This is a genomic window from Salipiger sp. PrR003 (assembly GCF_010500785.1).
GTDB lineage: Bacteria > Pseudomonadota > Alphaproteobacteria > Rhodobacterales > Rhodobacteraceae > Salipiger > Salipiger pacificus_A.
This window is the reverse complement of sequence record NZ_JAAGOV010000085.1, coordinates 1-11,724: the sequence shown is the minus strand read 5'-3', so window position 1 is coordinate 11,724 and position 11,724 is coordinate 1. Positions and strand designations below refer to the sequence as shown.

11 protein-coding genes are annotated in these 11,724 nt (G+C 58.9%); 2 read left to right on the top strand and 9 right to left on the bottom strand.

Annotation, left to right across the window (positions count from 1 at the left end; genetic code table 11):
- Positions 1 to 1,015: 1,015 nt before the first annotated feature.
- The gene (locus tag G0D83_RS26465) at positions 1,016 to 1,690 is read right to left on the bottom strand and encodes a metallophosphoesterase (protein WP_164197544.1); all 675 of its coding nucleotides are present in this window, start codon (positions 1,688 to 1,690) and stop codon (positions 1,016 to 1,018) included.
- A gap of 75 nt (positions 1,691 to 1,765) precedes the next feature.
- Between G0D83_RS26465 and G0D83_RS26460 the strand changes: the two genes are divergently transcribed.
- The gene (locus tag G0D83_RS26460) at positions 1,766 to 2,443 is read left to right on the top strand and encodes a hypothetical protein (protein WP_164197543.1); all 678 of its coding nucleotides are present in this window, start codon (positions 1,766 to 1,768) and stop codon (positions 2,441 to 2,443) included.
- Positions 2,444 to 2,499: 56 nt separating this feature from the next.
- Here G0D83_RS26460 and wrbA read toward each other — a convergent pair whose 3' ends face one another.
- From wrbA to G0D83_RS26420, 8 genes are all read right to left on the bottom strand, one after another.
- Positions 2,500 to 3,093: an NAD(P)H:quinone oxidoreductase type IV gene (wrbA, locus tag G0D83_RS26455; protein ID WP_164197542.1), complete on the bottom strand. Its 594-nt coding sequence runs from the start codon at positions 3,091 to 3,093 to the stop codon at positions 2,500 to 2,502.
- A 622-nt stretch (positions 3,094 to 3,715) separates the two neighbouring features.
- Complete coding sequence (locus G0D83_RS26450) at positions 3,716 to 3,907, bottom strand: hypothetical protein (RefSeq protein WP_164197541.1); 192 nt, start codon at positions 3,905 to 3,907, stop codon at positions 3,716 to 3,718.
- A gap of 432 nt (positions 3,908 to 4,339) precedes the next feature.
- Positions 4,340 to 4,981, bottom strand: coding sequence for a bifunctional nicotinamidase/pyrazinamidase (pncA, locus tag G0D83_RS26445; protein ID WP_164197540.1), 642 nt, complete (start codon positions 4,979 to 4,981; stop codon positions 4,340 to 4,342).
- Positions 4,982 to 5,083: 102 nt separating this feature from the next.
- Entirely contained in the window at positions 5,084 to 5,872 is a 789-nt protein-coding gene (locus G0D83_RS26440) for a hypothetical protein (protein ID WP_164197539.1), read from the bottom strand.
- A gap of 17 nt (positions 5,873 to 5,889) precedes the next feature.
- Positions 5,890 to 7,281: a nicotinate phosphoribosyltransferase gene (locus G0D83_RS26435; protein WP_164197538.1), complete on the bottom strand. Its 1,392-nt coding sequence runs from the start codon at positions 7,279 to 7,281 to the stop codon at positions 5,890 to 5,892.
- A gap of 61 nt (positions 7,282 to 7,342) precedes the next feature.
- Positions 7,343 to 9,088, bottom strand: a complete 1,746-nt coding sequence (locus G0D83_RS26430; protein WP_164197537.1) for an NAD+ synthase — start codon at positions 9,086 to 9,088, stop codon at positions 7,343 to 7,345.
- 151 nt (positions 9,089 to 9,239) lie between these two features.
- On the bottom strand, positions 9,240 to 9,713 hold the full coding sequence (locus G0D83_RS26425) for a DUF2939 domain-containing protein (protein ID WP_164197536.1): 474 nt from the start codon (positions 9,711 to 9,713) through the stop codon (positions 9,240 to 9,242).
- A 563-nt stretch (positions 9,714 to 10,276) separates the two neighbouring features.
- Positions 10,277 to 10,771, bottom strand: a complete 495-nt coding sequence (locus tag G0D83_RS26420) for an MgtC/SapB family protein (RefSeq protein WP_164197535.1) — start codon at positions 10,769 to 10,771, stop codon at positions 10,277 to 10,279.
- A gap of 264 nt (positions 10,772 to 11,035) precedes the next feature.
- On the opposite strand from G0D83_RS26420, the gene G0D83_RS26415 reads away from it, so the two are divergent.
- The coding region (locus G0D83_RS26415) for a cation:proton antiporter (RefSeq protein ID WP_203595670.1) at positions 11,036 to 11,724 on the top strand (689 nt) is incomplete at its 3' end.

The window sequence follows — 11,724 nt, the reverse complement described above, 5'->3', positions numbered from 1 at the left end:
CCTGATACTCGAATTCCTCGAAGAACCGCTTGACCTTGGTCAGTGACGGCCGCCCGACAGGGCGCGTTAGCCGATGCCAGTTCTAGACCTGACGATCGCGATGTGGGCTGCAGGCATTGGGCTGACGCCATATGCAAAAGAATTCAACCTTTCGCGCACACTTCCCAACCTGACAGTTTGAAAACTATTGGAATGTCAGAATGACGAAGCCACGCCGACGGCTCCTGAGACAGATCGAGACGCTGGGTCGAAAAATGCCAGCCTTGAAGCGACCCTCGAGGGCTTTGCTTGGCAAAGGGTGGTCCGTCATTCGTGTGCCCAGCGCCCTCCTGCTTATTCTCGGTGGGCTTCTCGCTTTCTTGCCGGTGCTTGGGATCTGGATGCTGCCATTGGGCCTCATGTTGCTGGCAGTAGATGTGCCGGTGCTGCAGAATCCGATGTCTTCGGTCTTCATCAGGTCCCGGCGATGGGTAGCCATCCGGCGAAGAGCGTGGAGACGCATCCGCTCCCGGAAGTAGCATCCGCGACAGTCGGCGTTGGCTAGATCTGCAATTTGCGAAGAGATGAGTTGTCAAGGAATCCTTGACTACTTCCGGTCAGGACAGGTGTGGCGTGAACTGGGCGGATGAGCAGCGGCTTGCTTGGCTAGCGGAAATAGCTCCCATGACAAGAACACCTGTCATGGGAGCTGCCCATTACCGTGGATTGCGAGACCAGACACTTTGGCTGGTTGGCGCGGCACCGACATCAAAGTCAGCATGCCCGGGAAAGCAGATGGCAATGATGCCGGAGTAGGCAACCTCTAGGCGGAAGTTTTCTGAGAGTCCCCTTCGTCAGCGGAACTCCGCGATCAACGATCTGATTTTCCCCTCCGTTCACGCTTAAATCACGGCACCATCCCTGCGCCCATGGGGAGCCTGAGCAAATGCCGTGGCGTACATCTCCGAACCACCTGAGCACCTGGACATTGGGGAGGTGTGGCAACTTGAAATCGAGTGATGAGAGGCCACCAGCCTCAGGTCGGAAGGGTCCACACCCGTGCAAGGCCGACACCCCGGACTTGGATGCCGTTATCCAGTGCGCCGGAGTAGCTTTTGTGGTGGTGTCCGTGCACCACGAGAGAGACGCCCATGTCCGACGCTAGATGATCAAGGAACTCGAAGCCATGTTGGTGGCAGCTCGGGGCCTCGTGGGTGATCAGAACGTCTGCCTTTTGAGACCGGAGGGCCTCCACCGTCCATGGCTTGATTGTCGTCATGTGCTTCTTCGAGACACCGTCTTTCCAACGCTCGACGCGGGGCGTCATTGCGATGAGCTCGGCCTCTGACGACACCAGTGCTTCCCCGTCGCCACGCCACAGCTTCCCGCGGATGATCCCGCCGAGCCCGGCGATGCGCTTGCCTTCGATCTCCACGACCTTCCCGTCGATGCGGTGGTCTGCAAACTCTTCGAGCAATTCGACTTGCGAATCCAGGGAGGCGTCATGGTTGCCGATGATGAAGCGCAGATCGATACCGAAATCCAGAATTCGGTTGAACGCCTCGCGTGTGCGCCCAGCGCCGGCGGGGTCCAGCTTTCCATCGGAAAAGTCACCAAGGACAATCACTGCCTTTGGTGCACGCTCGATCGCCGAGAATAGCGGTTCCCAGTTTCCGTGGGGATCGCCGTAGACTAGAATTTCAGAGTTCATATTCATCATAGAAATAGGATAGCGCAGTACGTTCCAAGTGTGTAGCCTGAGTGGCAGATAAGTAAGGATTTTCTGATGAATACGACTGTTTCCCTCGAAGAGCGCGTGGCGCATACGTCCAAGCTGTGGAGAGAGCTGGCCAACCGGGAGATGCCCTGGGTCTGGGACGATATGGAGATCAGCTACCATGTCGGAAACCTCCTGGCGCGCTTCCTTCCCAAGGTGATCGGCTTCGCGAACAAGCTTCAGGCCAAGGAAAGCGCTTCGGGGCGGACGCTCGAAAGCATTTACGACGAAATCAGAGAAATCATGGAGCCTGAATCGGTCTTTTCAGACCGGCTTTGCTGGCTTCGAGATGAGACCGCGGAGGCAAGACTGGCTGGCACCGCGGATTGGATGGAGGTCGAGGAAGGCACGACGTCTATTTTGAGCCTCTTGAAGACGGAAGCACCGGAGGTATCCGACGACGAACTGATCGAGAACCTACTTCTCGTAACGGTATTCTTTGAGGGGTACGACCTTGGGCTTCCGCAAACGTCGTATGACAAGCGCAAGCCGCGGTTCGATCCGGAACAGCTGTCGAGCAAGATCCGTGAGCTTGCGGCAACCGTGGATCGGAACCTCATGATCGAGTCCGCCCTCGATGGCTACGTCAAGGACCGCAAGAAGCTGCAGTACCCGAAAGATGTCGTCCAGCAGGCATTCAAGAACGGCGTTCTCGCAGACTTGGTTCCTGCCGAGGCCAAGGACTAAATTAGTCTGTCACCCCACGCGTCAATTCTTCCGGAGCCTGCGTGTGGGGTGATCCTTTACCCAATCAGCTTTAAGGTCACTTCGACCAAACGCTTAGCCTGATGGGCAACCGACGCCTTGCCGGCGTCATCAAACTGCCCAGCTTGCGCAGAGTAGCCATAGGGGTTTCCTCCAGACGCATAGATGACATCGCTGGTGTAGCCCGGCGGCACAATGATGGCGCCCCAGTGCATCGCGGTCGTGTAGAGGCCCAGTGTGGTCGCCTCTTGGCCGCCGTGCGGATTCTGCGCGCTGGTGGTCGCGGTGATCGTCTTGCCTGCGAGCTTGCCTTCTGACCAGACCCCACCAAGCGTGTCGATGAAGGCGCGAAGCTGAGAGGCAGACTGGCCGTAGCGCGTTGGGGCGCTGAAAAAGTAGCCGTCAGCCCAGACCATGTCATCCGGGGTCACGACTGGAATGTCTGCCATCTTCTCGGCCTGTTCCTTCCAGGCGTCCTGGCCGTTCACCACAGCCTCAGGTGCCGTCTCAGGGACGCGCAGAAGACGAACGTCAGCTCCGGCCTCCTTGGCAGCCTCTGAAGCCGTAAGAGCGACTTGGTGGTTGGTGCCGTAGGTCGAGTAGAAGATCACTGCGATCTTTGGTTGTGCCATGGTTCCTCCTCCAGGTTTTGGGCCCGTGGTCGAGAAGTTAGGGCGCCGCGGTGAGTTGTCGACGGTGCATACAACATGAGAGTCAGGGGGGGCTGGTTAGCGGCGCTGCACGCCATTTGGGAGCTGGAACTGCGATCCAAGTTTGAACCCCTCACCTCTGATGACCCTTTGTACTCCGATGAACTGCCTAAAGTAGTAGTCAACGGTCTCTTTGGACACACGCCCCAGATATGGCCCTTCTGCGCTGTAGATTATCCTCTCATCGCCAGGGAGAAAGACGGCGTCAAAGTGGTCGTAGGATACGTAGATGGTGCGAACTGTATCCAACAGAGTGCCCGTGCAGTGCGCAGGGTTGTAGATCTGAAAGAACCCACCCTTTCTCTTCGGTGGCTCATGATGAAACCATCAGAGCAAACACCAGCTGGCGCTCTGGCTGATCTGGAATCCGGCGAATCTTCAGAGTCTTTGCGCGGGCATCGCCGATCAATACGTCCATGATCAACCCGGGGTGCGGATGTTCAGGTGTTGTCCTTGGAAACTGCAGCCCAATGACGTCCCCGACGACAAATGGATTCGGAACAGGGAGCGGAAGTGGAGCCAGCACAGTTCGGTCGTTTGGCGGTCAGGCGAAGCGCTTCGAGTACATCTCAAAGAGATCGTCGTCGAGCCGACCATCATCATTTACGCCCAAGAACTCCGCGCTTTCAATGGCTTGAAGGCGCGGGCCACCCTCATTGACTTCCATGGGGTGACCTTCCGCAGCCTCGATGGCGAGGTCGGAAACATGGTAAGACATGTATGCAAGCGCGTTCATGGGCGCCTCTAAGAGGGGTTAGATGTCAATAACATATAGGGCTTTAGGGGAAGGATGTCAAAGCTGTCTTAATGGGTCTGTGGGGAGGGGGTATCTGACAGTTCAGATTCTCTCAAGATTTTCCGGGTCCAAGGAATTTAGATCGGATTCCGACAGTGCCTTCGAAGATATATGGGTCGGTCTGCCTTGCAGGTCAACAGCCTGCTTGTATCGGTCGTTGTCTCAAATGGATCGGATAGGGGCGGTTAGCACGCGCGTACATACTCACTCTCTGGCTCCGCGAAGACTCCTTTGATTGATGCGGTCAGTTCAAGCCTTGAGTGGGCGGATCGCTGCGCTCAGTCAGAACGGCAAATTTCGTGAAAAGAAGTCATGGGAGCCACGTTCGCTATCTGCGCCCTGCCGACGCTCGGCAGGGCGCAGATAGCTGGCTTAAGCCAGAATGACACCAGCCGCTTTCATCGCGTCTTTCTGGGAAGCAACGCCAGCCGGATCGATGCCGCGGCAGGCGTCCTCGATGAGCGTGACCTTGAAGCCCAGCGCGATGGCATCGAGAGCCGAGAAGGCAACACAGAAGTCAGTGGCCAGTCCGCACATCACCACATGTTCGATGCCGCGATCGCGTAGGTAGCCGGCGAGCCCGGTCGTGGTGGTCTTGTCGTTCTCGAGGAAGGCGGAGTAGCTGTCGATCTCGGGGTTCGTGCCCTTGCGAATGATCATCTGCGCCTTGGCCATCAGGTGATCGCTGAGTGCAATCTTCGCTCCGAAGCTTCCTTGCACGCAGTGGTCAGGCCAGAGGACCTGCTCGCCGTAGGGCATCTCAATGGTCTCGAACGGCGCCTTGCCTTCGTGTGCGCTTGCGAAGCTCTTGTGCGAGGCAGGGTGCCAATCCTGGGTGAGGACGATGTTGTCGAACATCCTGATCAGATCGTGGATGGGCGCAATCGCATCGTTGCCGCCAGGGACCGCGAGAGCCCCGTCGTCCTTGGACGTATCCGCCGGAAGGAAGTCATACTGCAGGTCGATCACGATGAGGGCAGTCTTGGCTTGGTCGATGGTGTTGATGTTAAACATTGGTAGTCACTTTCAGTTTTCCTGACCCCACAATTGGGGCCGGTAGGTTGGTGCGCTGCCCGCAACCCCAGCATGGGGCCCGGGCACACGCCTTGCAGGGGATCAGTCCCCCATGCTCTTGCGATTTTCAGATTCCGAACGCGCACGCCACTTTCCGTCATCCCGCAGGATGAAGACCCGCTCCGGATCGTCGATATAGATGCATTTGGTTCCAACCGGCTGCCCCTTGGGAAAGTCAGTCTGCGGATCGCGGTCTGCAGTCGGTTCGACTTCGATGGCCACACGAAGGTGGGGCGGGTACTCCTGCTCGTAGTAGTTCCAGAGCTTTGCCGGCACCATGTCCATCCAGGCCGGATCACGGCGCTCGATCAGCATCCGGGCTTCGCTTGAGGAGATGCCGTCTTCCGTGCGGTCCAGGATGTGGATCCGTTTCCCCGTCTCCGGGTTCTCCCAGACGTTGAAGCGGCCGCGGGTGAAGGTCGGCTCGCCCTTGAGCGAAGCGAAGTGAGCTTCGTACCAGCGGGCCTCGTGCTTGGACCCGGAATAGAGATCGGTCGGTTCCGGGAGCTGGTTTCTCGCGATGCGATCGAGGACATAGTTGCCCCAGTCCGCCGTACGGTCGGTCGCGCCGATATCCTGCAGCATGCAGATCTTGAAGGCGCTGCCCCAGATGCCCTGATGGGCGATGCGCTTTTGGTCCGCGGTGAGCGGGTTGCCCTCGACCCCATGCTTCTCACACGAGCCCAGGCCCATGATGTTGACCGAGTTGTCGATCATCATCTGGCTTTCGATGCCGGCGTGGGCCAGCGTCTTCACTTGCTGGCGAGAGATGATGAGCCCGACACGGTCGTTGCTGATGCGGGGATCGATTTTCAGAGTTTTCGTTACCATTTCAGAGTCTCCTCGCTTCAGACTTCGACCGGAATGTCGGCGACACCCTCGTGCCCGAAGATCTCGCGGTAGTAGGCGATTTCTTCTTCGGGGCCGGTGGCCTTGGTGTAGTTGTCCGAGAGCTTCACTGCGCCGACCTTTCCACCGGTCTTCAGGTTCTTCACCTCGGTGACCTTGCAGACGAGCGAGATCGGGTTGAGGTCGGTCCGGCCGCGGGGATCGCAATCCCGGAAGTCGTTCGTGGCGTTGGTTCCCCAGCCGAAGCCGCAGCGGATGCGATCCCGGAACTTGTTGCTGAGGTCGATCATCAGTTCGTGGTTGAGGCCGTCTGAGAACAGTTGCAGCTTCTGGCGCGGGTCCACTCCAAGCGATTTCCAGAACGCGATCTTCTCCTCTGCTGCGATATAGGGGTCCTTGCTGTCTTCCCGGAAGCCAGTCCAGTGCTCGATGTTCGGAAAACAGCTTTTTGCATTCTGCAGAAACTGGGTGGAGCCGAACGTATCGGGCAGGGCCACCAGAAGGTTCCCGCTGAAGGTCTGCTCCCATTGCTCGAGGACGCGGTACTGGCTCATGAAAATTTGGTTCCGCAGATACTGCTTCATGAAGTCCGAATTCTCAACGGTAGGCCTCTTACTCCGCTCAAGTCCCTCCAGTCGAGCCAGTGCGGTGATGGTCATCGGAAGCTCGTGCGCGTTGGTGCCGATTGCCTCGAGGTCCATGCGCATGGCGTGCAGCGCGTTGGAGGTGCCGATAAAGCCCGCGCCGAGTTCCTCCTGCATGGCCTCGATCACGAACTCCTGCCAGAGGAAACCGTGGCGGCGCCGGGTGCCGAATTCGGCAATGCCGCGGACATCGGCTTCCTTCAGTGCCTTCAGCTTGGCGACCAGCTTGGAGGTCGCGTTCGCATAGAGGACGGTGAGCTCGTACTTGGTCATGTCCGCCATGGCCGCGCGCGACCTGGCTTCGTTGATCACGGCGAGGGCGTAGATCTCCCAGAGCGTGGTTTCGAACCAGGTACCGCTGAAGGTGATGTGGTATTCGCCATCCCGGACCTCGAGGTGGTATTCGGGCAGCTGCAGGCCGGCGAGAGCGGCAATGAAGTCGCCCGGGAAGATGCCTTCCTGGCCGTAGAAGCTGTTACCTTTGAGCCAGATGAGTTCCGACTTGGTGAAGCGAAGCGAACGGACGTGGTCGAGTTGCTCCCGGAGGTGCGCCTCGGGGACGATCGCGGGCAGCTTCACTGCCTTGGTGCGGTTCTTGACGGTGAAGGTCACGCCAACATCCGGATAGTGCTTCCAGATGAAGTACGCCATCAGCAGCTTGTAAAAGTCGCAGTCTACAAGCGAACGGACGTAGGGGTCGAACTTATAGTTCGCGTTGTGGATGCGCTGAGCAAAGTTGGTGGTCATGGGTGTTCTCGAAACAATGATTTGGGGAAGCGCGCCCAGATCAGCCGGGCGCGCGCATAATTCAGAAGGAGTAGGTGCCTGCAGTGGGATACCGCCAGCCGGCGCCGAAATCGGTGGCGTTGGTTTTCACGCCCGGCGGCGCCTGCATCCGCTTGTATTGCGCTCTGCGCAGCAGCCCGGCGATCCGGTCCGAGTAGGTTTGCGCGTCCACACCGCCGGTGAGCCGGGGCAGGTCGTCTCCGAACTTCTTCTCAAGCCGGGTAGCAGCCACCTTGGAGCTGCCGAACTCTTCGACCAGGATGCGCAGGACGAAGTCGAGCGCTTCGTAGTCGCCGAGCGTGTTGGCATCTTCCTGGCCCTCGGCCAGTTCTGCAGTCGGCCGGCGGTCAATGATCTCATCAGGGATCGGCTCGAACAGGTCGAAGCCCTCGAATGCATTGCGCCACCGTGCCATTGCAAAGGCGTCGGTCTTCCACACGCTCTTGAGAGGGTTGAAGCCTCCGCTCATGTCGCCGTAGAGCGTCGCGTAGCCCACGGACATCTCGGACTTGTTGCCGGTCGAAAGCAGGATGGTCCCTGGGATGGCATTGGTGATGCCCATCAGCTTGAGGCCACGCAGGCGGGCCTGGAAATTCTCTCGAGCGAGATCGAGGTCAGGCTTCGCCCCCACCTCGGGCGCCAATTCTTCACAGAAGTCCGTCATCGCGTCGTCGACCACACTGAAAGCGTCTTCGATGCTGATCGTGCGCTGGTGAATGTCCAGGCGGTTCATGAGATCGGTGGCGAGATCAATGCTTTCCTTGCTGGTGTAGGGGCTGGGCATCATCACGCCGATGACGTTTTCAGAGCCGATGGCGTCAGCTGCCATGGTCGCCACGAGCGCACTGTCGAGGCCACCCGAGACGCCGAGAACGACCCGCTTCATGCCGGTCTTGCCGAGGTAGTCTCGCAGGCCAAGGACACAGGCTTTGTAGTCGGTCTCGATGCGGTCTTCAGGGTAGAGCGCGCGTTCGCCACCTTCAAAGCCGATCGTGGTCTGTCCCAGCTGGTCTCGCTTGAGGACGACCTTCAGTTCGGCGCGATCGAAGGCGGGCCCTTGCAGGAGGCTGCCGTGCGCACTGTGCGGGTCGGGGTTGTAGGCAAAGCTTCCACCGTCGAAGACCAGTTCATCCTGTCCGCCGTACTGGTTCACGTAGATGAGGGGCAGGCCGGTTTCGTTCGAGCGGGCCCGAGCATGGCGCAGGCGGACTTCGTGCTTGCCGCGCTGATAGGGCGATCCGTTGATGACCAGCAGGACGTCTGCAAGCTCGTCCGCAAGGCCGCGAGAAACCCGACCATGCCACATGTCTTCACAGATCTGGACGCCAAGCTGGAAGCCGCGGAAGGAGAGGGGCGCGGGCCGGGTGCCTTCCGCGGAAGCGAAGACCCTGCGCTCGTCGAAGACATCGTTGTTGGGCAGTTCGGTCTTCATGACAGTTCGGATCGAGCCGTCGACGTCGATCAGGAGGGCAGCGTTGCCTGGGAGGGTTGTTCTGGCGACTGGTGCGCCGATGAGGACAGCTGGGCCCTGCAGATCAACGACCGCCTGGCGAAGCCGCTCGATGCCGGCCTCAACCTTCGACAGAAAGCCGGGGCGCAGAACCAGGTCCTGGAGCGGGTATCCGGAGATGAAGCACTCCGAGAAGACCACCAGGTCGGCCGCCGGATTGCGGTTCAGCACGTCGAGAGCGATTTCGGTATTTCCGTCGATGTCCCCGACGATTGGGTTGTCCTGCACGAGGACGAGATGCAGTGCATCGTTGTTCATGTGTGGCTCCTTCTCATCCCACCGTGGGACGGAAATCTTGCTTAGACCGTAACCCCAACATTGGGGCCCGGTAACAAAGATATGGCGCCAGTCTATCCCTAATGCAAGAATAAACTGACGCCATTGTCTGAAATCGGCTGTTGTGGTCGCGTCAGACCATTCCGAGCGAGGCCGGATCGAAGTCGACGCCGACGATCTTCCAGCTCAAGCCGCGCGGCGCCATCACGAGGCTCACGGGGCCGGCATCGGTCTCGAGGTTGATCTTGAATCGTGTGAGGCCGAAGCCGAAACTGTAGTCCATGTCGCCGGTGTTGGGGCTGGCGCCGATGCCGCTGTTGGCCCAAGAGGTGATCGCTTGCTCGCTGGCGAAGTTGTCCAGCATGTCGGTGAGAATGGCTTTCGTCATCTCGCGCGCCATGGGATTCTGTTCAGCAGCGACGATGTCGTCGATGTCGGAACGTACGTCTTCGCGAAGGGCGTTGAAATCGATCTTGGCCACAAGCGCGTCAGCATCCTTGTTTTCGATTGCGGCCTTGAGGCTCGATGCGGCGAGCAGGGGGCTGGCGATGACATGGCCACCCAGGGCGACAAGAGCCAAGGCGCCTACGGCGAGGTATTTCTTCATGGTAATCCTTTGAGTGGGTTGTGTTGGTGATTAAATCCTAAAGGGTCGGGCGTGTAAATAGAATAGATTGGAGATCGGAAACTTTCGATTTTCAGAGTGCTTGGAAGCTATAGTCGCCAACCGGCCAACAATTTTCAGAATCTTTCAGTTTACCTCAGGTCATGACTTGAGGGACCCATTTCTCATGGGTAGGCGATCCACACGAGGCTCGGTTTCCCCTTGTGGGATAGGTTTTCCAGGCCTTTGGTAAGCGGTTGTCAAGGTTTGGAGATATGGGCAGTAGCAGGGAGGAGCCCTGTGGGAGTGAACCCGACTCTGAAAATGCAGACGGATATGGCTGGGCTGGTGATCCTGTCAGATGGCAATGAGATCGTGAAAGTAGTTGTGGATGCGATCGCAGTCTGCAATCCGATTTCGAACCGGTCGCCGACTATTTTCAGGACTTTCCGATAGCCACCTTATCGACGCGTGCATAGCGGTTGAGGTAGACTAGGGCGATAGCACCACTTCGGCGAGGCCCCCTTATAGAGTTGCCCCAATTGCGGCTTTCGCCATTCTACAAATCAGTCTTCGCGTTCGCTCCAACCCAGCTTCCGCTCGAGTAACCGCAGCAAAGTCAGGACGAAGAGAACAATTATCGTGGTCATGGCCGCCAATGGCATTTGCCCGGCACCACATCCGAGGCCTATCGCTCCTGCGAGCCACAACGACGTCCCTGTAGTGATGTTGCGGACCTTGCCGTCCGAGGTGAATATCAGGCCCGCAGCTAGAAATGCGACACCGGCAGTCACCGCTTCAATCATTCGGAGCGGATCGTTCCTTTGCTCTGAAGTGCCCCCAAAATCCATCGCCGCTAGTTCGAGGCCGAGAATGACAAACAGGCAAGCTGCAACCGAAACCAGAATGTGGGTCCTTAGGCCAGCTGGCTTCTCTCGGCGCTCTCTCTCAAGGCCGATCATGCCCGCTAAGATTATCGCAGCCAGGAGCCGTGCCAGTGCCGCAGGAGCCGGCACCACAGAGAAAGTATATCTGAACTCGTTGACGACCTCGTTCAGCATTTCGGTTTCCTCTGCTTCTCCATTTGTCAGTTTCAACTGGGCTGCTTGGGTAAGAGTTCCAGCTCGTTCGAAGCCCGAGGCGTCGAGCCCGAGAATAACACGAAGTCGACGAAATGTGTCTTGCGGGATTGGGGGTGAACGCAGGAGCCGATTCAACACTGGCGCCTATTCGGGAAGAGAATTCTGTAAGAGGCGAGTTTGACGGGATACAAATCTGTTCTGAGGCGTTTGTTGCATTGCGATGCCCCATTCAGGACCTCTTTGATGACCTCCGAGCCCTTCTTCGAGCTTGCGCCCTATCACCTCACGTTGGCCATAGGCGGCCTGGTTGTCATCCTCGCCCAATGGCTTCCCCGCCTCGTCTCCCGCCGAGAACCCGCGGCGGCGCCTCTGATGATCTTGTTCGGGGCCGGCGCGGCACTTGTGTTTCCTGGGGCCGCGCCGATGCCCGATCCGCGGCTGACCCCGCTGCCCTGGGAGCTGATGAGCGAGATGGCGGTGATTGTCGCCCTCTTCGGCGCGGGCATGCGTATCGACGAGCTCGCTCCCTGGAGGCGCTGGCGCCCGACCTGGCGGCTGCTGGGGATAGCGATGCCGCTGACCATCATCGCGGTGGCCTGGCTCGGCACCGAGGTGGTCGGGCTGACGCTAGCAGGGGCAATCTTGCTGGGCGCAGTGCTCGCGCCGACTGACCCTGTGCTTGCCTCCGACGTGCAGGTTGGCCCGCCGCAGCAGGGCCAGGAGCATCCAGTGCGCTTCGCCTTGACAACCGAGGCGGGGTTGAACGACGGGCTGGCCTTTCCCTTTGTCTACCTTGGCCTGTTCGTGGCGGCAGAAGGATTGGCACCGGCGACATGGGGGGCAGAGTGGCTGCTTCAGGACGTGCTCTACCGAACCGTGGTGGGGGCCGTGTCCGGCTGGCTCGGCGCGCGGCTCTTGGGGGTCATCCTCTT